The following is a 20,587-nucleotide window of genomic DNA, read 5'->3' as shown; positions in this document are numbered from 1 at the left end:
AGTCCCGCTTGAGCTCCGTCCGTCCGCTTCTCCGCCTCGTCCCGGATCCGCCGTCGGAGCCGGTTCCCGTCGTCAGCTTCTGCGGGCACTGCGGCCAGGCGCCGCCGACGCCGATGGCGGCCCGCTCGCGCGTCTGCGCGCTGTGCGGCCTGGGCGTCGTGATCTCGGCGTCCGCCGACCTGGCCCCCAAGCAGAACGAGGCCTTCGTGATCGTCGACCGGCAGATGAAGCTCTGCGCGCTGTCGCGCGGGGCCGAGCGCCTGCTGGGCACCGACGAGCCCGACGCGATCCACCGCCACGTCGGGGACTTCCTGGAGCCCGCCGACGCGGAGGCGGGCCGCGGCGACGAGCTGCTGCAGAACATCGTCGCGACGTCCACCTCGGGGTTCGGCGCGCCGACCTCGATCGTGGTCCGGCCGACCGGCGAGTACGGCGTGCGCTACGCGGCGCGCGTCGGGGCCTGCGGGCCGCCGGAAGGCGCCTTGATCGTGCTGGGGAGCGTCTAGGCGTCGCCATCGGCGCACTCGCTCCTCCCGGTGCAATGCACGTCCCACCGTGCACCGGGCCTTGCGCAAGTTGCCCCAACCTCACCAAAGGGCGAAGAATCGGGACATCATGGGCGGATCCATTCGCACCAATGCCGCGGCGGCGATGCTGGGCGTCAGCCCGAACACGCTGCGCTCCTGGGAGCGCCGGTTCGGGTTCCCCGAGCCCAAGCGCACCGCCGGCGGCCATCGGCAGTTCGACCTCGCGGAGATCGAGGCGCTGCGCGCCGCCTTCGAGGAGACGCAGAACATCTCCTCCGCGGTCAGCGTGGCGCGCGAGCGCGGCGCCGGCCCGGCGTCCCCGGCGCGGCTGCAGTCCGCGTTCAGCCGCTTCGACGAGGACGGCGCCAACCGGTTGATGGAGGAGTCGCTGACGGTGCGCTCGGTCGAGCGCACGGTCGAGGAGGTGCTCCTGCCGTCGGTCGAGGCGATGGCGGCCGCCCACAACGCCCCGCAGACCCCCGAGTACGGCTTCGCGTGGCGCTTCGCCACCGGCTGGCTGGCCGCCACGCAGCGGATCGCGCCGCCGGCCTCGCGGCCCGAGGGCGTCCTGGTCTTCGACGCGTCGCGGCCGCCGGAAGCCGAGGCGCTGCAGGCGCAGGCGCTGGAGCTCGTGCTGCGGCGCGCGGGCCTGCGCACGCTGACGCTGACCGCGGACTCCGACCCGTCGCGGCTGGGCTCGGCGATCACGGCGCTGGAGCCGCGCGCGGTCGTCCTGACCGGCCATGGCGCGTCGCTGGACGCGCTGGGCCGTCTGGTCTTCACCGCCCGCCGCGTGGCCGGCGAGGACGTCGCGATCCTCGACTACCGCGGCGCGATCCCCAACACGGGGTCCTCGACCGTCGAGGCGCTGCCGGACTCGCCGCTGGCCGCCCGCGAGGCGCTGCTGGGCCGGTTGGACACGCGCGGGTCGTCCGGGCGCTTCGCCCGCGGGCCGAGCACGGCCATCGGCTACTAGCGGCAGGCGTCCGCCGCGGGAGCGAGCCGCCAGGCGAGCTGCCGCCCGGCACCTCGCCCTCTGGACGAGCGTGCCGCTTGTTCGGTGCCGTCCGACCGGGACGGCATGATGCCGCCCGATGACCGCCATCGATCCTGCCGAAGCGCTCGCGCACGACGCGCTCGAGTCCCTGATCGCCGCTGAGTCGAGCGTCCGGCGACGGCTGGCGGCCGACCTCGAGCGCGAGGGGCTGTCGTCCTCGGGGTTCTCGGTGCTGATGGTGCTGTCGTCGCACGGCGGCGAGCTGGAGCTGCGCGCGCTGCGCGCCAAGCTCAACACCTCCAAGGCCAACGCGACCGAGGTCGTCACGACGCTCGAGACGCGCGGCATGGTCCAGCGCTTCCGGCTGGCGCACGACCGGCGCGCGGCGTCGGTGCGGCTGACGACGCAGGGCCGCGAGCTGATCGACCGGCTCGTGCCGGAGCACACGCGACGGGTCACCGACGCGTTCTCGGTGCTCGACGAGGCCGAGAAGCAGGCGCTGGCTGACATCTGCCGCAAGCTGGCCGCGGCGTAAGCGGTCACTACGGTCGTCCGCGCTACGGGCGCGGTCACTGCAATAGTCGCCGCCACTATCCTGGGCCGCTCACATGGCCCGCCGTCCCGTCGACTCCAACCAGTCCTTCCCCCAGCTCGAGGAGCAGGTGCTCGCGCGGTGGCGCGAGCGCGATGTCTTCGCCGAGTCCCTGCGCCGGCGCGAGGGCGCCGAGCGGTGGGTGTTCTGGGAGGGCCCGCCGACGGCCAACGGCAAGCCGGGCGTCCACCACGTCCTCTCGCGCGCGTTCAAGGACATCTACCCGCGCTTCAAGACCATGCGCGGCCACCTGGTGCAGCGCAAGGGCGGTTGGGACACGCACGGCCTGCCGGTCGAGATCGCCGTCGAGCAGCAGCTCGGCCTGCACAACAAGCACGAGATCGAGGCCTACGGCATCGCGGAGTTCAACAAGCGCTGCCGCGAGTCGGTCTTCGAGTACCTGCAGGACTGGGACCGCCTGACCGAGCGCATCGGGTTCTGGGTGGACCTGGAGAATGCCTACCGGACGCTCGACCCGGGCTACGTCGAGTCGGTCTGGTGGGCGCTGAAGCAGATCGCCGACAAGGACCTGCTCTACGAGGGCCACAAGGTGGTGCCCTACTGCCCGCGCTGCGGGACCGCGCTGTCCTCGCACGAGCTGGCGCTGGGCTACAAGGACGTCGTCGACCCCTCCGTCTACGTGCGCTTCCCGGTCGCCGAGGACGGCGGCCCGCTGCAGGCCGGCGACGAGCTGCTGGTGTGGACGACGACGCCCTGGACGCTGGTGTCCAACGCGGCGGTCGCGGTCGACCCGGAGCTGACCTACGTGCGGGCGAAGACCGGCGCGCTGGAGGCGCCGGTGGTGTTGGCGGAGGCCTTGGTCGAGCGCGTGCTCGGCGAAGGCGCGCAGGTCCTCGCCAAGTTCCCCGGCGCCGCGCTGGACGGCGTGCGCTACGAGCCGCCGTTCCCCTACATCAAGGGCTCGGAGTACGGCGAGCGCGGCCACACCGTGTTGTTGGGGGACTTCGTCACGGCCGAGGACGGCACCGGCCTGGTGCACACCGCGATCGCCTTCGGCGAGGACGACTTCCGCCTCGGCGCCCAGTACGGGCTGACGGTGGTCAACCCGGTCACGCTCGAGGGCAAGTACGACGAGCGCATCAAGGGCTACGAGGGGCGGTCGGTCCGCGACGCCAACCCCGACCTCGTCGAGGACCTCCGCAAGAGCGGCCGCCTGTTCCGCGCCGAGGACTACGAGCACTCCTACCCGCACTGCTGGCGCTGCGGCACGGCGCTGCTCTACTACGCCAAGCCGTCCTGGTACATCGCCACGTCGCGGCTGCGCGAGCGCCTGCTGGCCGCCAACGCGACCGTCGACTGGCATCCCGAGCACGTCAAGGACGGGCGCTTCGGGCGCTGGCTGGAGAACAACGTCGACTGGGCGCTCTCGCGCGAGCGCTACTGGGGCACGCCGCTGCCGGTGTGGCGCTCGGAGGACAAGACCGAGTTCCACGTCATCGGCTCGTTCGCCGAGCTGGAGGAGCTGAGCGGCGTCAAGGTCGACGACCCGCACCGCCCCTACGTCGACGACATCACCTTCGTCTCGCCCAAGACCGGCAACGTGCTGCGGCGCGTGCCCGAGGTCATCGACGTGTGGTTCGACTCGGGCGCGATGCAGTTCGCCCAGTGGCACGCGCCGTTCGAGAACGAGGAGCGCTTCGAGCAGTCGTGGCCCGCGGACTTCGTCTGCGAGGCGCTGGACCAGACCCGCGGGTGGTTCTACTCGCTGCTGGCGATCAGCGTCCTGCTCTACGACGAGTCGCCCTACAAGTCGGTCGTCTGCCTCGGGCTGATCCTCGACGAGGACGGGCAGAAGATGTCCAAGTCCAAGGGCAACGTCGTCGATCCGTTCAGCGTCCTGGACCGGTTCGGCGCCGACGCGCTGCGCTGGTACTTCTTCTCGTCCAAGCAGCCGTGGGACGGCTACCGCTTCTCGGAGGAGACGATCGCCGAGGGCGTCCGGCTGTTCCTCAACACGTTGTGGAACACCTACGGCTTCTTGGTGTTGTACGAGAACGCGGCGGGGCTGGACGACGACGCGCCGCTGAGCGAGCCCACCGACCTCGACCGCTGGGTGCTGTCGCGGCTGAGCGCCACGGTGTCCACGGTCACCGAGCGCCTCGACGCCTTCGACGCCACCGGCGGCGCGCGCGAGATCATCACGTTCGTCGACGACCTCTCCAACTGGTACGTCCGCCGCAACCGCCGCCGCTTCTGGGACGGCGACGCGCGCGCGTTCGCGACGCTGCGCGAGTGCCTGGTGACGGTCGCCCAGCTGCTGGCGCCGTTCACGCCGTTCGTCGCCGACGAGATCTACGACAACCTGGACGGGTCGCTGGGCTCGGTGCACCTCACCGACTGGCCGGAGGCCGGCCCGCGCGACGTCGCGCTGGAGGAGGCGATGGCGACCGCGCGCGAGGCCGTCGCGCTGGGCCTGCGCGCCCGCGCCGGCGCGAAGGTCGGCCTGCGCCGCCCGCTGGGCGAGGCCGTGGTCGTCGCCGCCGGCCGCGAGCGCGAGGCGCTGGAGGCGATGGCCGACGTCGTCCGCGACGAGCTGAACGTCAAGCGCCTGCGCTTCGTCGACGAGGCCGACGAGTTGGGGTCCTACGACCTCAAGCCCAACTACCGCTCGCTCGGCCCGCGCTTCGGCAAGGCGATGCCGCAGGTCGCCGCGGCCGTGGCCGCGCTGGACGGCGACCACGTCGCCCGGACGCTGCGCGACGGCGGGACGATCGGCATCAACGTCGAGGGCAAGGACCACACGCTCGCCGAGGAGGACCTGCTCGTCGGCCTGCAGCCGCTGGAGGGCTTCCAGGTCGAGCGCGAGGGCGGCCACGCCGTGGCGCTGGACCTGACGCTGTCCGACGACCTGCGTCGCGAGGGCTGGGCCCGCGAGGTCATCCGCACGGTCCAGAACGCCCGCAAGGACGCCGGCCTGGACGTCTCCGACCGCATCGCGCTGACGCTCGGCGGCGCGCCCGAGCTGGTCTCGGTCGCGCAGGAGTTCCAGTCCCTGGTGGCCGACGAGGTCCTCGCGACGAGCGTGACGTTCAACGGCGCCGAGGACGCGCCCTTCACCGCGCAGGTGGACGGGCACGAGCTGCGGGTCGGGGTGGCGCGGGCGTAGCTCGTCCGCGCCGCGCCGCTGGTCCACGTCCGTCATCGGACCGAGCGTCGCCCACCCGGGGGCGAATGTCGGCGCCGCCGCCCCTGGGCGGCATGAGCCACGACCCCATCACCCTGACCAGCGAGAAGCTCGCCGCGATCGTCGCGGCCATCCCGCCGGGCCACTGGATGAGCTACGGCGACGTGGTCGCCGCGGGCGACGGCGGCCCCCGCCAGGTCCTCGGCGTCAACGCGCGCCTCGTGCGCCTGGCCTGCCCCGGCGCCCATCGCGTCCTCAAGGCCGACGGCACGATCTCCGGCTCCGCCCTCGGCGATCCGCCGTCTGCTGGAGGACGAGGGCGTCGCCTTCGCGGGCGATCGCGCCGACGCCGACGCGCGCCTCAGGCCCGCCGACCTGGCCCCGGTCGCGTGAGCGTCGCGCCGCCGATCGTCTTCAAGTGGATGTCCTTCGAGGCCGCGCCGGTCGCGGCCCAGGGCGTCGTCGGCCGCCCGGCTACCGCCGCCGCGCCGCCGGCTCCAGCGCCGGGCTCGCCCAGCCCCCGTCGGCGGGGTTGAGGTTGACGCCGGGCGGGACGATCTCGTCGACGCGGTCCAGGATGTCGGCGGTCAGCACGCGGTCGGCGGCGGGCAGCTGGGACTCCAGCTGCTCCATCGTCCGCGGGCCGATGATCGCCGAGGTCACGCCCGGGTGGTTGACGACGAACGCGATGGCCAGCTCGATCAGCGACACGCCGGCCTCGTCGGCGAGCTGGGCCAGCGCGTCGGCGGCGTCGAGCTTGCGCTGGTTGGCGGGCAGCGACAGGTCGTAGCGCGCCTTCAGGCGGCGGCGGGCCGACGACCGCGGGTCGACGATCTCGGCGTCCTTGCGGTAGCGGCCCGACAGCCAGCCGCCCTGCAAGGGGCTCCACGACAGCACGCCGAGGCCGTACTGCCGGCAGACCGGCAGCACCTCGTTCTCGATCCCGCGCGTGAGCATGCTGTACGGCGGCTGCTCGCTGTGCGGGCGCATGAGGTGGCGGTCGCGCGCGATCCACTGCGCCTCGACGATCAGCGACGCCGGGTAGGTCGAGTGGCCGAAGTAGCGGATCTTGCCCGCGCGGACGAGGTCGGTCAGCGCGCCCAGCGTCTCCTCGATCGCGGTCTCCGGCGAGGGCCGGTGGACCTGGTAGAGGTCGATGTAGTCGGTGCCCAGGCGGCGCAGCGAGTTCTCGACCTCCTCGACCAGCCAGCGGCGCGACGTCCCGCGGTGGTTGGGGTCGTCGTCCTCGCCGACCGGCATGTAGGCCTTGGTCGCCAGGACGACCTGGTCGCGGCGGTCCTTGAGCGCCTTGCCGACGATCTCCTCCGACTCGCCGGCCGAGTAGACGTCGGCGGTGTCGATGAAGTTGATGCCCGCGTCCAGCGCGGCGTGGACGATGCGGATCGAGTCGTCGTGGTCGGGGTTGCCCCACGCGCCGAACATCATCGCGCCGAGGCAGAGCTTGCTGACCGAGACGCCGGTGCGGCCCAGGGTGCGGTGCTCCATGAGGATCGATCTCTCCTAGGGGTCGGGAAGCGAGGACGGGTCGGGCACGTGGTGCGCGGCCGCCTCTCCCACCGTAGGACCCGGGAGGTCCGGTCCGGGTGGCCCTGTCACCACCCCTCTCGCGACGAAGGCCCGGCGGATGCGCCGGGCCTTCGTGAAGCTGCTGCGTGGGTCGGGCGGCCCCTAGGCCAGCGCCGGCTCCAGCTCGGCCTCGAGCTTGCGCTTGGGGTAGGCGCCGATGACCTTCTTGGCGACCTGGCCGTGCTTGAAGAGGATCAGCGTCGGGATGCTGAGCACCTCGAACTGCGCGGCGGTCTGCTGGTTCTCGTCCACGTTGAGCTTGACGATCTTGAGGTCCGAGCGCTCGGCGGCGATCTCCTCGAGCACCGGCGCGACGACGCGGCACGGGCCGCACCACGGCGCCCAGAAGTCGACGAGGACGGGGCCGTCGGCCTCGAGGACCTCGGACTGGAAGCTGCTGTCGGTGACGTCGGAGAGGGATCCGGCCATTTCGGGCTCCTTCAGAGGGGTAGGACCTGCACTATACAAAGTGAAGTGCAGTCTCGCGGGGCGGCCGCGTCGTTACGTCTGCCGTCAACCCTACCCGCGCAGCGCGAGGATCAGGTGCGGCGAGACGTACACCTCGACGAACGCCGCGGCGACGACCATCGGGACCGCGAAGGCGACCGTCACGAACGTCGCGGCGAGCAGCTCGCTCCAGGCGCCGCGGCGGCTCGCGCTCGTCCACGCGGCCAGCGGCAGGAAGAGCCCGATCAGCTCCGGCACGGCGTGGGGGAGCAGGCCGAGGACGAACACGCCCAGCGGCATGTCGTACTGGACCGACAGCGTCCGGGCCTCACCGCCCAGGATGTAGGCCTGGGTCAGCAGCGAGAAGCCGGTCGCCGCGATCACGAACGCGATCGCCAGCGGCCCGGCCTTGTCGTGGACCCAGCGCCAGAGCCCGCCGTAGCGCTCGGCCTCCAGCGGCAGCGACGAGCCCGCGATGAAGCCCGCCACGCACGCCATCGCGTGCAGCGTCAGCACCAGCGAGTTGCGGAACAGGATGTCGCCGACGTCGCTCAGCCGCGGGTCGCGCGTGACGCCCGGCTGGACGTAGCCGGTGGGATCCGGCGTCGAGAAGTGGCCGACGACGAGCACCGCGGCCAGCAGCGCCGCGCAGATCCCGGCCGCCGAGACGAACCACGGGCCGACGGTCGCCAGCGGGCGCGCGTTCCAGCGCGCGAGCGTGCCGCGCGTGTCGCGCAGCCCTTGGACGACGACGAGCTCCGGAGCCATCACCCCGGAAGATCGGCCGTCTAGCGCGTGCTCTTGAACCGCCGCAGGCGCGGCACGAGGAACATCGCCTCGATCGCGATCTTCGTGCTCATCTTCGACGTGCCCCGCAGCCGGTCGCGGAACGTGATCGGGACCTCGACCACGCGGAAGCCGCGCCGGATCGTGCGGTTGGTCAGCTCGACCTGGAACGCGTAGCCCTGCGCGCGGACCGTCGGGAGGTCGATCGACTCCAGCACCTCGGCGCGGAAGCACTTGAAGCCGCCGGTGAGGTCGCGGACGGTCAGCCCGAGGATCACCGCGGCGTACATCGAGCCGCCGCGCGAGACGATCCGGCGCAGCAGCCCCCAGTCGAGCACCGCGCCGCCCGCGACGTAGCGCGAGCCGAGCGCGAGGTCCGCGTCGCCGTCGCGCACCGCGTGCAGCAGCCGCGCGAGGTCCTTGGGGTCGTGGGAGAAGTCGGAGTCCATCTCGAACACGTAGCCCGCGCCGCCGGCCAGCGCGTGCTGGAAGCCCGCGATGTAGGCCGGGCCCAGGCCCTCGCGCACCGACCGGTGCAGGACCTCGACCTCGCCGGGGTGCTCGGCGGCGAGCCGGTCGGCGATGCGGCCCGTGCCGTCGGGCGAGTCGTCGTCGACGACGAGGATCCGGAAGCCGTCGGGCGAGGCCTCGCCCAGCACGTCGCGCGCCGCCGCGACGATCAGCGCGATGTTCTCCGCCTCGTTGAAGGTGGGCAGGATGAGCCAGGGAAGACCGCGCACTGAGGCCGCGTAGCCTAGATGGTGGCCCCGGGCCATAGGCTCCTCCCCACGATGTCCGACCCCTCCAACGCCACGATCGCCGAGGCCTTCGAAGAGCTCGGCGACCTCTACGAGCTGGACGGCGCGGTGGTGCACCGCGTGCTGGCGTACCGCAACGCCGCCAAGGCGGTCCGCGACGCGTCGACGTCGGTGAGCGCGCTGACGCGCGAGGGCACGGTCACGCGGCTGCCCGGCATCGGCAAGACGCTGGAGGAGAAGCTCAAGGCGCTGCTGGAGACCGGGACGATCCCGGCCGCCGAGAAGCTGCGCGCGAAGTTCCCGCCCGGGCTGATCGACCTCACGCGCCTGCCCGGGCTGGGGCCCAAGCGGGCGCGCAAGCTCTTCGACGAGCTGGGCATCGACTCGCTGGACGCGCTGAAGTCCGCGGCCGAGCAGCAGAAGCTGCGCGGCGTGAAGGGCTTCGGGCCCAAGTTCGAGGAGTCGGTCCTGGCCGCGTTCGCCTCCGGCGTGGCCGAGAAGGCGGCGCCGCGGCTGCTGCTGCATCGCGCGATCGAGCTGGCCGAGGCGATCGTCGACGAGCTGCGCCGCCATCCGGCCGCGGTCCGCGTCGAGGTCGCGGGCGGCGTGCGCCGGCTGGCCGACAGCGTCAAGGACCTCGACATCGTCGCGGCCTCCGACGACCCGCCGGCGCTGGCGGCGGCGCTGGCGGAGCTGGACCTCGTGGAGTCGGCGGCCTCGTCGGGCGAGAACGCCGCGCGCGCCCGGACCCACAACGGCGTGTCGCTGGACCTGCGCGTGGTGCGGCCCGAGCAGTTCGGCAACCTGCTGCAACACTTCACGGGGTCCAAGGCCCACAACGTGAGGATCCGCGAGCGCGCGGTCCGCAAGGGGCTGCACGTCAGCGAGTACGGGATCCTCGACGACGCGACCGGCGACACGCTGGCCTGCGCGGACGAGACCGAGGTGTACAAGAAGCTCGGGCTGCCGTGGATCCCGCCGGAGCTGCGCGAGGACCGCGGCGAGCTGGACCCCGGCTTCGTCGTGCCGGACCTGATCGAGCAGGCCGACCTCAAGGGCGACCTGCACTGCCACACCGTGGCGTCCGACGGACGCAACACCGCGCTGGAGATGGCGCGCGGCGCGCTGGAGCGCGGGCTGGCCTACGTGGCGATCACCGACCACAGCGCGACGCACGGCTTCGGCAACGACGTCTCGCCGGACGCGCTCAAGCGCCAGATCGAGCTGGTGCGCGGCATCGACGAGCAGCTCGACGGCATCGAGGTGCTCGTCGGGACCGAGACCAACATCCTGCCCGACGGCTCACCCGACTACGACGACGAGCTGTTGGAGGAGCTGGACTGGGTGGTCGGCTCCGTCCACACCTCCTTCGGGATGTCGGGCGCCGACATGACCAAGCGGGTGATCGCCGCGATCGAGCATCCGTGGGTCGACTGCATCGGCCACCTGACCGGGCGCAAGATCGAGAAGCGCAAGCCCTACGACCTGGACGTCGACGCGGTCTTCGCGGCCGCCGCGCGCACCGGCACGATGCTGGAGATCAACTCCGCGCCCGACCGCCGCGACCTCAACGACGTCCACGCCCGCGCCGCCCGCGCGCTCGGCGTCACGATCGTCATCAACACCGACGCCCACGGCGTGAACACCCAGGGCAACTCGATCTGGGGCATCGCGACCGCGCGCCGCGCGGGCTTCACCAAGGCCGACGTCGCCAACACGCTGCCCTGGGCGGAGTTCTCCGAGCTGCGCAAGCACGGCCGCGCGCGCTGAGCGCGCGCTGCTAGCGCCCGCTGTCGCGGGCGCCCAGCCGCTCCGTGGTGCGCTCCCACAGCCCGGCGGCGAGGACGTCGTCGCGGGCGGCGGCCGACGGCGTGGCGACCTTCTCGTCCTCGACGTAGGCGCCGTCGACCTGCGCGGGGTCGGCGTCCAGCGCGAGCCAGACCAGCGAACGAGCGCCCTTGGCCGGCGTGCGCAGGAAGGGGCCGGCGACGGTCAGGCCGATCTTGTACATCAACCCGTCGTTCTTGCCGAAGCCGGTGCGCACGACGCCGGGGTGGAAGCAGGACGCCGACAGCTCCGGCGCGCGCTGGGCCAGCTCCCGCGTGAAGAGGATGTTCATCAACTTCGACGTGCCGTACACGCGCATCGCCCGGAACGGGCGGCGCTCGAACTGGAGGTCGTCGAGGTCCAGCTGCCCCGAGGCGTGGGCGTCGGAGGCGGTCGTCACCACGCGGCCGCCGGCCAGCCGCTCCCGCAGCAGGTCGGTGAGCAGGAACGGCGCCATGTGGTTGAGCGCGAACGTGCGCTCGAAGCCGTCCTCGGTCACCTGGCGCGAGGTGAACATCGCGCCCGCGTTGTTGGCCAGCACGTCGATCCGCGGATGCGTCTCCAGCAGCTCGGCCGCCAAGCGCCGGACCTCGCTCACGCGCAGCAGGTCCGCCACGTGCTCGTGGACCGGCGCGCTCCCGGCGGCCCGTGCCTCCTCGGCGACCGCGCGCACGCGCTCGGCCTCGCGGCCGACGATCGCCACCTCCGCCCCGCGCCGAGCCAGCTCGACGGCGGCCGCGGCGCCGATGCCGCGCGTGGCCCCGGTGATCACGACGACGGGTGCGCTCATGGCGCGACCCTACTCCCGCTCAGCGCCGTGCACCAACCGGGGCAGCAGCTGCTCGCGGACCACCGCGTCGACCGACGCCCGCCGGAACGGCGCGATCGCCACCAGCGCGTGCTCCGCGTAGACGGCGTCGTCGCGCTCGTCCTCCAGCGCCGCCCGGATCGCCCGGCCCAGCGCCGCGGCGTCCGGCTCGACGACCCAGCCCAGGCCGCCCTCGCGCAGGAGCGGCAGCGCGGCGTAGGGCCCGGGCGCCGCCGTCGTGACCACGCGCGCCCCGTCGGCCAGCGCCTCCAGCTGCGCGAGCCCGTAGTCCTCCCGGCGCGGCGCGGTGACGTAGACCCGCGTGCGCCGCAGCAGCGCGCGGTACGCGTCGGTCGACAGCGTCCCGGCGTAGCGCACGCCGTCGCGGTCGGGCCCGCGGAGGCCCGCGACGACCAGCTCCTCGCCGGCGTTGCGCGCGACCTCCCACGCGGCCAGCACGCGGTCCAGCCCCTTCTTGTAGGGGTTGGTCGCGTAGGTCATGGCCGCGATGTCGCGCGTCTCGCCGGGCCGCGCCTCCGACGGCTCGACCGGGATCGGCACGATCACCGACGGCGTGTCCGGTGATCCGGCCTCGGCCAGCGCCCCCGGGTCCTGGGGCACGAGCAGCGGCGCCTGGCGCAGCCGCCGGGCCTCGACCGGCCGCTGCCAGACCCCGTGGCGCCCCGGCCGGTTGCCGGCCGCCGGGGCGTCGAAGCGGATCGCGCCCGGCTGCGGCCACATCAGTGCGGCGGTCGTCGTCGCGTAGACGATCGCGCGCGGATCGGACTCGCTCAGGGCCTCGACCGCGGCCCGGCGCGCCGCGCGCGCCCACACCAGGTCGGTGAGCGCGAGCGTGCGGACCTCGCGCGGTCGCTCGGCGCGGACCAGCATCGCCTCGGCGCCCGCCCGCAGCAGCGATCCGGCCAGCTCGTCCTCGGCGGCGCGCAGGCCGTGCGTCGCGCCGAGGCCCACGATGAGGACGTCGAGGGTGGTCATGGGCCCGGCATTCTCCCGCACGTCCGCGATCGGAACGCTCGTCGGGCGCCGGCGCGATCCCGATCGGGATCTTCTAGGACAACTACACGGAGCCGTTCATCGTCGGCCGCTCGCGCCGGAACCCGGGCAGCCGCAGCAGCCGCATCGGGCGCACGGGCGACGTCCGCTCGACGAAGAACGTGACGCCGTCGCGCTCCTCGATCGCCTGCACGGCGTGCTCCTGGCGCCGCCAGGCCAGCGCCCAGATGATCGTGAACCCGGCCGCGATGCCCGGGATCTGCGGGCCGACCCAGGTCATCGCCGCGGCGGCGATCGCCGCCACCAGCAGCGGCCACAGCCGGTTGACCATCGTCGATCCGGGCCGGATGTCGGGCATCATCGTGCCCGCCCGGGCGTCGGCCAGCAGCCGCGCGATCGGCGGGTTGACCTCGTTGCGCCGCCCGACCCAGGCGCCGACCAGCGTCGCCACGACCCACCAGACCGTGGCGGCCATCGCGACCGTGTCGTCCTGGTCGCGCGTCGCCGCGATCAGCGTGAGCACCGCCAGCGTCGTCGCCGCGCCCCCGCTGAGCAGGACCGTGGCGCGCAGGAAGTCGACGAACCGCACCCCCGCTGCCCTACGCGCCGCTCGCGAGCACCTCGAGGACCGACCGGACGCCGAGCGGCCCGTCGACGAGCAGGTCGGCGGCCTCCTCCAGCTCGCGCGGCGTCTCGTCGCCGGACGACACGCCGAGGCAGACCGCCTCGCGCAGCGTGCCCTCGGCGACCGCGTCGCGCAGCGCGGCGAACGCGTCGAGGTCCGTGCGGTCGTCGCCGACGTACATCGCGACCTCGATCGACGGCGTCTCGTCCAGCAGCGTCTTGATCCCGATGCCCTTGTTCAGCTCCAGCGGCGGGCGGACCTCCAGGATCTTGCGGCCCCAGTGCGTGACGAAGCCCGCGGCCTCGGCGCGCTGCGCCAGCGCCCGCACGGCCTCCTCGGCCGCCTCCTCGTCGGGCGCGCCGCGCCAGTGGAAGCCGAAGATCACGTCCTTGTCCTCGCCGCGCACGCGCAGGCGGTGCAGCTCCTCGCCGCGCAGCTCGCCGTCGGCGAAGCCCCGGACCTTGCGCGCCCAGTCGGCGATCTCGGGCGCGATCTCCGGCGTCGTGGAGCCGCCGCGCAGGATCTCCGCGCCGTGGTTGCCGACGTAGGTGATCGACCCCAACGACACGATCCGTCGCGCGGTCGTCGCCTGGCGTCCGCTGACGCAGGCGACCAACCCGTAGCGCTTGGCGATCTGGATCAGCGGCGCGCGCGTGGGCTCCGGCACGTGGGCGTCGTCGGCGTGGCGGACGATCGGCGCGAGCGTGCCGTCGATGTCGAGCAGGACGGCGGCGCGTGCGGGGTCGGCGAGCAGCGGCGCGAGGACGTCGTCGAGGGTCGCGGCGGGGGGCACGACACCTATGATCGCAGCATGCCGCGCCCTGACGCCCAGCTGGCCGGCGGGGCGCAACGGACCTTGCGCCTCGCCGTGATCGGCACCGGAGCCGGCCTGTTCAGCGGCCTCTTCGGGGTCGGGGGCGGGACGGTGATCGTGCCGCTGCTGGTCCTGTGGCTGGGCTACGGGACCCGCGAGGCGACCGGCACGTCGCTGGGCGCGATCGTCCTGATCGCGGCCGCCGCGATGCTGACCCAGGGCGCCTACGGGAACCTGCACGTCGACGACGGGCTGCTGGTCGGGATCCCCGCGGTCGGCGGCGTGCTGGCCGGGACGTGGCTGCAGCAGCGCGTCGACCCGCGCTGGGTCTCGCTGCTGTTCGCGGCGTTGATGGTGGTGGTCGCGATCACGCTGCTGATCCCATGAGCTCGGCGCTCGGCCGCCCAACCTTCGCGCGCACCCCCGACCGGGGGTGGCCGGCATGAGCGCGGGGGCCATCGCCGTGGGCTTCGCCGCGGGCATCGTCGCCGGGATGCTCGGCGTCGGCGGCGGCATCCTGTTCGTGCCCGGACTCGTGCTGTTCCTGAACCTCGCGCAGGTCGACGCGGAGGCGACGTCGCTGCTGGCGATCATCCCGGTGGCCTTGGTCGGCGCCTGGAACCAGAACCGCTACGGCAACTTCCGCCCGCGCGACGCGATCCTGCTCGGCGCGCTGGCGATCCCGGGCGCGATCGGCGGCGTGGCGATCGTCAACGCGATCCCCGAGCGGGTCGTCCAAGTGCTCTTCGCGTTGTTGATGCTCTACGTCGCGTCGCGCATGGCGCGCGACGCGTTGCGCGCGCCCGCGGATTAAGCTGGGCCGTCGTGCCCCCGATCATCGACGTCGTCGACCTGCGCAAGCGGTACCCCGGGGCCAAGAGCGAGGCGGTCGCCGGCGTCAGCTTCTCCGTGGAGGAGGGCGAGGTCTTCGGGCTGCTGGGCCCCAACGGCGCCGGCAAGACCACCACCATCGGGTCGATGACCACGCGCGTGAAGCCGACCAGCGGCCGCGTGGTCGTCGACGGCGTGGACGTCGTCGCCGACCCGGTCGCCGCCAAGCGCGTGATCGCGGTCGTCCCGCAGCGCCCGAACCTCGACCGCTCGCTCAGCGCGCTGGAGAACCTCACCTTCCACGGCGCGTACTTCGGGTACTCGCGGCGCGAGCGCAAGCGGCGCGCGGAGGAGATGCTCGCCCAGTTCGGGCTGGAGGGCCGCGGCGGCGACCGCGTGGACAACTACTCCGGCGGCATGGCGCAGCGGCTCATCATCGCCCGCGCGCTGATGCACGACCCGCGCGTGCTGTTCCTCGACGAGCCGACGACCGGCCTGGACCCGCAGTCGCGCCTGTTCCTCTGGGACCAGATGGAGGCCCTGAAGGCTCGCGGCGTCACGCTGCTGCTGACCACGCACGACATGGCCGAGGCCGACCGCCTCTGCGACCGGATCGCGATCGTCGACCATGGCAAGGTGATTGCCTCCGACACGCCGCGCGGGCTGCGCCACGTGCTGCCCGAGGCCGAGGGCCTGGAGCTGCGGCTGGCGGCCGCCGTCGACCCGGGCGAGGCGCTGTCCGGGCTGGGCACGTCGCACACCTCGGAGCCCGCCGGCGACGACGGCGAGTGGAAGGTGCGCATCTACGGCTCCGACGTCGCGCCCAGCACGGCGATCGCCGCCGCCGAGCAGGCCGGCGCCCGCCTGGTCGACTTCACGCGCATCGAGGGCACGTTGGAGGACGTCTTCGTCCACCTGACCGGAAGGGACCTGCGATGAACGCGCCGACCGCGACCCCGATGCGCGCGTTCCTCGCGCTGTGCGAGCGCGACTTCTGGGTGGCCTTCCGCCGCCAGCTCGGCGGCTTCCTGGCCCAGACGCTGCTGCAGCCGGTCTTCTACCTGTTCATCTTCGGCCGCGTGCTGCCGGAGATCGGCGCCGCGGGTCGGTCCTACGGCACCCAGCTGCTGCCGGGCGTCATCGCGCTCACGCTGTTCTTCACCGCCTTGCAGAACACCGCGCTGCCGCTGGTGATCGAGTTCTCCTTCACCAAGGAGATCGAGGACCGCCTGCTCGCGCCGCTGCCGGCGTGGGCGGTCGGCGTCCAGAAGCTCGTCGTCGCCGCCGTCCGCGGGATCGTCGGCGCGATCATCATCCTGCCCTTCGCGGCGATCATCCTGCCCGGCGGCGTCCAGTTCTCCGACATCTCGTGGCTGGGCTTCGTCGCCGTGCTGCTCATCGGCCCGCTGGCCGGCGCGGCGGTCGGGCTGGTCCTCGGCACCGCGGTCGAGGCGCGGCAGATCAACGTGGTCTTCGCGGTCGTCCTGACCCCGCTGCTGTTCACCGGCGCGACGTTCTACCCGTGGGCCGAGCTGGACTCGCTGCGCTGGTTTCAGATCATCACGCTCATCAACCCGTTGACCTACGTGTCGGAGGGCCTGCGCGCGGCGTTGACGGCGTCCCCGCACCTCGGCACCGGGTGGATCGCGCTCGGCCTCGTCGGGTGGACGATCGTCTTCGGGTTCATCGGCGTGCGCGGCTTCGAGAAGCGCGCGATCGACTGAGCGACGCGGGTCAGCCGACCGTCACGAGCAAGGCGATCAAGAACAGCGGCGCGGCGACGTCGAAGACGAGCATCGGCCCCCAGTTGCCCGGCGAGCGGTTGCCGGCGACGACCAGCTCGCGGACGTGGCCGACGGCGGCGCCGAGGTAGAACACCGAGAACGCGATGATCGTCGCCACGGCGAAGTCGCGGTCGAACGACGACGCGAGCACGCCGAGGACGCCGGTCGCCAGGCTCGCCAGCCCGACCTCCCACTGCCACGGCGTGTCGGCCGGCCAGCCGATCGAGGCGGCGATCGGCGCGCCGAAGAAGAGATGGCCGCTGCCGGTCATCCAGCCCTGGACGCCGACCATCCACAGGAGCGCGTTGGCCAACAGGTCGCGCCCGAGGTCGCCGCCGGGCAGCAGCGCGTCGACCAGCGTGGCGACCGCGGTGCCCGCGACGCCCACGAACGGGACGGCGGCGATCAGGCGTCCGAGCATGCGGCGACGCATTGAAGCGGCCGGCGGGCGCGGCGCGTTGATGTCCGGGGAGGCGGGCGTTGAAGTCCGGGGTGCTCTCCGGCGAGAAACGGGTCGAAAGACCCCAAGATGGAGCGTCGCCGCGGGCACGCACGCCCGCGGCTCGTCGCCCCGATGGAGACCCACCCGATGTCATCGCGCCGCGCGCGGGCGCTCGCCGCCCCCGCCCTCGCCGTCCTCCTCCTCGCGCCGGCGGCCGCCGCCGCCGGCGCCGCCACGACGCCCGACCCCGGGCTCGCGCGCTTCGTCGCGCCGGCCGACCACGCGGTCGTGCGCGGCACCAGCGTCCGCGTCGTCGTGCGCCTGCGGGCCGACGCCGGCCACTTCGAGGCCACGCTCGGCGGCCGGGACGTCACCCAGCGCTTCACCGCCGCCGGCCGCACCCGGACGGCGGTGCTCCCGGTCTCCGGGCTGGTGCCCGGAGACGTGAGCGTGAAGGTCCACACCCGCACGGCGAAGGGCGTGCGCGACGTCGACACGCGCGTGATCGCGGTCGTGCGCCGCAGCGCCTCGCTGCTGACCGCGACCGCCCAGCGCCGCGACGCCGGGACCACGACCGTGCGCCTGCGCGTGCGCCGGCCGGAGGTCGCGGTCACCGCGCGCCTGAACGGGCACGCGGTCGACGCGGTGCGGACCGGGTCCCGCGAGCGCACGCTGACGCTGTCGGCCGACGACGGGCTGCGCCACGGCGTCAACCACCTGCGGTTGGAGACCGTCGACGCCGACCACGGCGAGTACGACGTCGAGACGCGCGCGATCGCGATCGCCCGCACGGCGCCGATCGCGGCGGCGGGTCGGGACCGCCGCGCGACGCTCGGCGGCACCGCAGTGCTGAGCGCCGCCCGCGCTCGGGCCGCGCACCGCGGCTCGGCGCTGCGCTACCGCTGGGAGGTCGTGCGCGCGCCGCGCGGATCGAAGGCGAAGCTGGCGACCGCCACCGCGATGCGCCCGCGGCTCAAGCCCGACCGTCCCGGCACCTACCGCGTCCGGCTGCGCGTGACCGAGACGCGTCGCGGCGCCGCGGCGCACGCGGCCGACGCGATCGCCGACGCCGACGCCGACGCCGACGCCGACACCATGACCTTGCGCGTCGCGCCCTCGACGCCGGCGATCGGCCTGCCGGTCACGACGATCGCGGCGACGCGCAGCGCGCCGGGCGTCACCGTCGGCACCACGGTGTACCCGGCGCCGGCGGGCGCGGCGATCCAAGTGGTCGTCCTCGATCGCGCGACGCTCGAGCCGCGCTCCAACAAGGGCTACGGGTCGAGCGACGCGGCCACCCAGCAGCTGCAGGTCGACCTCGCGGCGCTGACCAGCGCCGACCTCGTGATCGTCGCCACGCCCGGCCTGGGCCGGACCGCGCCCGCGGCCGACGCGACCGCGGTGTCGCACATCGACGCGGCGCTGGCGTCGATCGGCGCCTCGCCGCTCGCGAACGACCCGCTGGCGACCGTCGCCTGCGACATCACGCTCGCGGGCGCCTGCTCGGGCTTCTCGGCGATCGGCATCCCGGGCCTGCCGGTCGGCCAGGGCACGGTCAACCCCGGGCTGGCGCCCGGCAACGGCCTGCCCGCCGGGTCGATCCACGGCTACCTGCGCCAGGACGTCCACGACAACTACGCCTACGCCGACGACGACGCGGTGCCCTTCGACACCGACGCGCCCGGCACGACGCCGACCCAGGCGGTCGTCACGGTCGGCGGCCAGACCTACACGTCGAACGCGCTGGTGGCGCCGCGGGCGGGCGTGTTCGTCCTCGTCCTCGACGCCGGCTCGCTCTACCCGCGCGCCCAGGACACGTTCACCACGCGCGGCGGTTCGGTCGACACGATCGTCACCGACCTGGTGCGGATGCACCAGCTCCTGTCGACCTACGCCAACGACCCGTCCGCGCTGGTCATCGTGCAGTCGATCGGCCAGATCAACCGCTGGGACGCCTACGAGGGCCGCGGCGACCTGCCGTACTGGTGGAACATCGCGGCCAACGACCAGCAGCAGCTCGGCGGGCACGCGCTGCTGTTCGACGCGCTCGGCGACGACCCGCTGGCCAAGGACGTCAACGACGACCTGCTGCCCAACTACGCGCTCGTCGCGCCCGAGGGCTATGGCGACCAGGAGGGGCGCCCGCTGGCGCCGTGGGCGCGCGTGGCCAGCCGCGCGGCGAGCGACAGCCCGGGCCTGCTGCGCGGCACGCTGGCGCGCAACAGCGCGTCGCAGTACTACGCCAAGTACGCCGGCGCCTCCACCGTCACCAGCGACGAGCTGCCCGCGATCGTCTACCAGCAGGCGACGCCGTGGCCGCTGCGCAACCAGCCCGGCCCGGCGGCGGCGATCGACTGCGTCGGCGAGGCGGTCGGCCTGAAGCGGCTGCCGGTCGAGGCCAACTACGCCTCGGGCGCCGACAAGCTGGCGTGGGGCAGCTTCTCGGCCACGATGGCCGACATGGACTATGACTCGCTCGCGCAGGACTACCCGGTGTCGTCCTACGACGCGTGCGACCCGTCGAGGTTCACCGCCGACGACCTCCACGCCGCCAAGGTCCAGCTGCACAAGGAGTGGACCGACGTGCCGCTCGTCCTGGCGCTGTTCGACCGCCTCGAGTACCCGATCTCCTCCGAGCGCCAGAACGTCTTCGACCGGATCTCGTCGATCACCGACGCCATCGAGAGCGACGTCAACGCCCCGCGCTACGACGTCCCCGACGACCACATCCTCGACTACGCCGAGGACACGTTCCTGACGCTCGGCGCGATGCCCGAGGTGCTGCCCGAGGAGGCGGCGATCGCCGGCGCGCTCAAGGGCATGGACCTGCTCGCGTCGATGATCGGGCTGGCGTCCGACACGCTCACCGACGAGGACGGCGAGAAGCAGACCGAGGCGTCGGTCACCTCCACCGCCGACCAGCTCGGCAACCAGATCAAGACCCAGCTCGGCGCCGAGGCGCAGGGCCTGGGCACGATGGAGGACATCCTGCTCGACGACTGGGGCAAGCTCGACGCGGTCGCCGGACGGGCGCAGCTGAGCTGGGCCTGGGACGTCGGCGACCAGGACACCGTCGCGACGATCCAGGCGATCAGCGACCGGGCGGTGTCGATCCGGGCCTACGAGGCGCTCTTCCCCCTCCAGTTCGACGGGCTCATCCGCCAGACCGGGACGCTCGGCGCGGACCTGCCGACCGACCCGCGCCAGTACCCGTGCAACCAGGGGTCGACCGCGTTCTCGCTGTTCTCGGGAATGGCCAACGGCGGGGGCTTCGGCGTGACCACGACCGCCGGGCCGGTCAGCGAGAACTGGGTCTTCGCCAAGGCCTATCCGCAGAACGCCGACGACGGCACCAACCGGATCCTGCGGCCGCTGGGCGACGACCGCCCGGCGCCGACGTTCCCGGGGCAGAGCCTGACCGACGACATGTTCAACAGCGTCGACACCGAGATCGGCCGGCCGCTGATGCAGCCGCTGGGGTTCGCGCTCGACATCCTGGGGTCGCTGAAGACCACGCGGATCGCCCACCAGACCGTCGAGTTCGGCCCGGGCGGCACGACGATCAACTGGCCGGGCAAGGGGCAGTGCGTGGTGCAGTGACGC

Annotated in this window: 20 protein-coding genes; 11 read left to right on the top strand and 9 right to left on the bottom strand. The window is 73.2% G+C overall.

Annotated features, from left to right (window positions below; translation table 11 throughout):
• The first annotated feature begins 8 nt into the window (after positions 1–8).
• The 5 genes from VFG42_RS17815 to VFG42_RS17795 all read left to right on the top strand — a co-directional run bounded on the left by VFG42_RS17815 (position 9) and on the right by VFG42_RS17795 (position 5,797).
• Positions 9–506: a PAS domain-containing protein gene (locus tag VFG42_RS17815; protein ID WP_324910118.1), complete on the top strand. Its 498-nt coding sequence runs from the start codon at positions 9–11 to the stop codon at positions 504–506.
• A gap of 109 nt (positions 507–615) precedes the next feature.
• Positions 616–1,503 carry a MerR family transcriptional regulator gene (locus tag VFG42_RS17810; protein ID WP_324910117.1) on the top strand — a complete coding sequence of 296 codons (888 nt, stop codon included), beginning with the start codon at positions 616–618 and terminating at the stop codon, positions 1,501–1,503.
• Between the two features lie 118 nt (positions 1,504–1,621).
• Positions 1,622–2,059: a MarR family winged helix-turn-helix transcriptional regulator gene (locus VFG42_RS17805; RefSeq protein WP_324910116.1), complete on the top strand. Its 438-nt coding sequence runs from the start codon at positions 1,622–1,624 to the stop codon at positions 2,057–2,059.
• A 73-nt stretch (positions 2,060–2,132) separates the two neighbouring features.
• Positions 2,133–5,243 carry an isoleucine--tRNA ligase gene (gene ileS / locus VFG42_RS17800; RefSeq protein WP_324910115.1) on the top strand — a complete coding sequence of 1,037 codons (3,111 nt, stop codon included), beginning with the start codon at positions 2,133–2,135 and terminating at the stop codon, positions 5,241–5,243.
• A 92-nt stretch (positions 5,244–5,335) separates the two neighbouring features.
• The gene (locus tag VFG42_RS17795; RefSeq protein WP_324910114.1) at positions 5,336–5,797 is read left to right on the top strand and encodes an MGMT family protein; all 462 of its coding nucleotides are present in this window, start codon (positions 5,336–5,338) and stop codon (positions 5,795–5,797) included.
• Here VFG42_RS17795 and VFG42_RS17790 read toward each other — a convergent pair.
• The 4 genes from VFG42_RS17790 to VFG42_RS17775 form a co-directional block, all read right to left on the bottom strand.
• Positions 5,736–6,767: an aldo/keto reductase gene (locus VFG42_RS17790; RefSeq protein WP_324910113.1), complete on the bottom strand. Its 1,032-nt coding sequence runs from the start codon at positions 6,765–6,767 to the stop codon at positions 5,736–5,738. The two genes, VFG42_RS17795 and VFG42_RS17790, sit on opposite strands and share 62 nt — an antisense overlap.
• Positions 6,768–6,950: 183 nt before the next feature.
• Positions 6,951–7,277: a thioredoxin gene (gene trxA, locus VFG42_RS17785; protein WP_324910112.1), complete on the bottom strand. Its 327-nt coding sequence runs from the start codon at positions 7,275–7,277 to the stop codon at positions 6,951–6,953.
• Positions 7,278–7,367: 90 nt separating this feature from the next.
• Positions 7,368–8,063 (bottom strand): stage II sporulation protein M, encoded by a 696-nt coding sequence (locus VFG42_RS17780; RefSeq protein ID WP_324910111.1) that lies wholly within the window; start codon positions 8,061–8,063, stop codon positions 7,368–7,370.
• Positions 8,064–8,083: 20 nt separating this feature from the next.
• The gene (locus VFG42_RS17775) at positions 8,084–8,857 is read right to left on the bottom strand and encodes a polyprenol monophosphomannose synthase (protein WP_349260434.1); all 774 of its coding nucleotides are present in this window, start codon (positions 8,855–8,857) and stop codon (positions 8,084–8,086) included.
• A gap of 15 nt (positions 8,858–8,872) precedes the next feature.
• On the opposite strand from VFG42_RS17775, the gene polX reads away from it, so the two are divergent.
• Positions 8,873–10,609: a DNA polymerase/3'-5' exonuclease PolX gene (gene polX, locus VFG42_RS17770; RefSeq protein WP_324910109.1), complete on the top strand. Its 1,737-nt coding sequence runs from the start codon at positions 8,873–8,875 to the stop codon at positions 10,607–10,609.
• A gap of 10 nt (positions 10,610–10,619) precedes the next feature.
• On the opposite strand, the gene VFG42_RS17765 is transcribed toward polX, so the two are convergent.
• From VFG42_RS17765 to otsB, 4 genes are all read right to left on the bottom strand, one after another.
• Entirely contained in the window at positions 10,620–11,456 is an 837-nt protein-coding gene (locus VFG42_RS17765; protein ID WP_324910108.1) for an SDR family NAD(P)-dependent oxidoreductase, read from the bottom strand.
• 9 nt (positions 11,457–11,465) lie between these two features.
• Positions 11,466–12,470 carry a glycosyltransferase gene (locus tag VFG42_RS17760; RefSeq protein ID WP_324910107.1) on the bottom strand — a complete coding sequence of 335 codons (1,005 nt, stop codon included), beginning with the start codon at positions 12,468–12,470 and terminating at the stop codon, positions 11,466–11,468.
• An 82-nt stretch (positions 12,471–12,552) separates the two neighbouring features.
• Positions 12,553–13,077, bottom strand: coding sequence for a hypothetical protein (locus tag VFG42_RS17755; RefSeq protein ID WP_324910106.1), 525 nt, complete (start codon positions 13,075–13,077; stop codon positions 12,553–12,555).
• A gap of 10 nt (positions 13,078–13,087) precedes the next feature.
• Positions 13,088–13,906 carry a trehalose-phosphatase gene (otsB, locus tag VFG42_RS17750; RefSeq protein ID WP_324910105.1) on the bottom strand — a complete coding sequence of 273 codons (819 nt, stop codon included), beginning with the start codon at positions 13,904–13,906 and terminating at the stop codon, positions 13,088–13,090.
• 18 nt (positions 13,907–13,924) lie between these two features.
• Here otsB and VFG42_RS17745 point away from each other — a divergent pair, with 18 nt between their 5' ends.
• From VFG42_RS17745 to VFG42_RS17730, 4 genes are read left to right on the top strand one after another with little or no spacing between them, the layout of a single operon-like run.
• Positions 13,925–14,314 (top strand): sulfite exporter TauE/SafE family protein, encoded by a 390-nt coding sequence (locus VFG42_RS17745; protein ID WP_324910104.1) that lies wholly within the window; start codon positions 13,925–13,927, stop codon positions 14,312–14,314.
• Positions 14,315–14,369: 55 nt separating this feature from the next.
• A complete protein-coding gene (locus VFG42_RS17740; RefSeq protein WP_324910103.1) occupies positions 14,370–14,741 on the top strand; it encodes a sulfite exporter TauE/SafE family protein in 372 nt (123 codons plus the stop codon).
• 11 nt (positions 14,742–14,752) lie between these two features.
• Positions 14,753–15,697 carry an ABC transporter ATP-binding protein gene (locus VFG42_RS17735; protein ID WP_324910102.1) on the top strand — a complete coding sequence of 315 codons (945 nt, stop codon included), beginning with the start codon at positions 14,753–14,755 and terminating at the stop codon, positions 15,695–15,697.
• Positions 15,694–16,482 carry an ABC transporter permease gene (locus tag VFG42_RS17730; protein WP_324910101.1) on the top strand — a complete coding sequence of 263 codons (789 nt, stop codon included), beginning with the start codon at positions 15,694–15,696 and terminating at the stop codon, positions 16,480–16,482. Before VFG42_RS17735 ends, VFG42_RS17730 begins: the two co-directional genes overlap by 4 nt.
• A 10-nt stretch (positions 16,483–16,492) precedes the next feature.
• Here VFG42_RS17730 and VFG42_RS17725 read toward each other — a convergent pair whose 3' ends face one another.
• The gene (locus VFG42_RS17725) at positions 16,493–16,975 is read right to left on the bottom strand and encodes a DUF6790 family protein (protein WP_349260433.1); all 483 of its coding nucleotides are present in this window, start codon (positions 16,973–16,975) and stop codon (positions 16,493–16,495) included.
• A gap of 156 nt (positions 16,976–17,131) precedes the next feature.
• Between VFG42_RS17725 and VFG42_RS17720 the strand changes: the two genes are divergently transcribed.
• Positions 17,132–20,584, top strand: a complete 3,453-nt coding sequence (locus VFG42_RS17720) for a hypothetical protein (protein WP_324910099.1) — start codon at positions 17,132–17,134, stop codon at positions 20,582–20,584.
• Positions 20,585–20,587 lie beyond the last annotated feature (3 nt).

The sequence above is a fragment of the Baekduia sp. genome, assembly GCF_035685985.1.
Taxonomy (GTDB): domain Bacteria; phylum Actinomycetota; class Thermoleophilia; order Solirubrobacterales; family Solirubrobacteraceae; genus Baekduia.
The sequence above is the reverse complement of the archived record's forward strand: the minus strand, read 5'-3'. Positions and strand labels throughout refer to the sequence as shown.

What these genes read in the sequence shown, in the direction of transcription:
- VFG42_RS17725 (WP_349260433.1), bottom strand. Translation starts at nt 16,975, where the DNA reads ATGCGTCGCCGCATGCTCGGACGCCTGATCGCCGCCGTCCCGTTCGTG.
- VFG42_RS17745 (WP_324910104.1), top strand. Translation starts at nt 13,925, where the DNA reads ATGCCGCGCCCTGACGCCCAGCTGGCCGGCGGGGCGCAACGGACCTTG.
- VFG42_RS17730 (WP_324910101.1), top strand. Translation starts at nt 15,694, where the DNA reads ATGAACGCGCCGACCGCGACCCCGATGCGCGCGTTCCTCGCGCTGTGC.
- VFG42_RS17740 (WP_324910103.1), top strand. Translation starts at nt 14,370, where the DNA reads ATGAGCGCGGGGGCCATCGCCGTGGGCTTCGCCGCGGGCATCGTCGCC.
- VFG42_RS17810 (WP_324910117.1), top strand. Translation starts at nt 616, where the DNA reads ATGGGCGGATCCATTCGCACCAATGCCGCGGCGGCGATGCTGGGCGTC.
- ileS (WP_324910115.1), top strand. Translation starts at nt 2,133, where the DNA reads ATGGCCCGCCGTCCCGTCGACTCCAACCAGTCCTTCCCCCAGCTCGAG.
- trxA (WP_324910112.1), bottom strand. Translation starts at nt 7,277, where the DNA reads ATGGCCGGATCCCTCTCCGACGTCACCGACAGCAGCTTCCAGTCCGAG.
- VFG42_RS17720 (WP_324910099.1), top strand. Translation starts at nt 17,132, where the DNA reads ATGTCATCGCGCCGCGCGCGGGCGCTCGCCGCCCCCGCCCTCGCCGTC.
- VFG42_RS17765 (WP_324910108.1), bottom strand. Translation starts at nt 11,456, where the DNA reads ATGAGCGCACCCGTCGTCGTGATCACCGGGGCCACGCGCGGCATCGGC.
- VFG42_RS17805 (WP_324910116.1), top strand. Translation starts at nt 1,622, where the DNA reads ATGACCGCCATCGATCCTGCCGAAGCGCTCGCGCACGACGCGCTCGAG.
- VFG42_RS17775 (WP_349260434.1), bottom strand. Translation starts at nt 8,857, where the DNA reads ATGGCCCGGGGCCACCATCTAGGCTACGCGGCCTCAGTGCGCGGTCTT.
- VFG42_RS17780 (WP_324910111.1), bottom strand. Translation starts at nt 8,063, where the DNA reads ATGGCTCCGGAGCTCGTCGTCGTCCAAGGGCTGCGCGACACGCGCGGC.
- VFG42_RS17795 (WP_324910114.1), top strand. Translation starts at nt 5,336, where the DNA reads ATGAGCCACGACCCCATCACCCTGACCAGCGAGAAGCTCGCCGCGATC.
- VFG42_RS17790 (WP_324910113.1), bottom strand. Translation starts at nt 6,767, where the DNA reads ATGGAGCACCGCACCCTGGGCCGCACCGGCGTCTCGGTCAGCAAGCTC.
- VFG42_RS17760 (WP_324910107.1), bottom strand. Translation starts at nt 12,470, where the DNA reads ATGACCACCCTCGACGTCCTCATCGTGGGCCTCGGCGCGACGCACGGC.
- polX (WP_324910109.1), top strand. Translation starts at nt 8,873, where the DNA reads ATGTCCGACCCCTCCAACGCCACGATCGCCGAGGCCTTCGAAGAGCTC.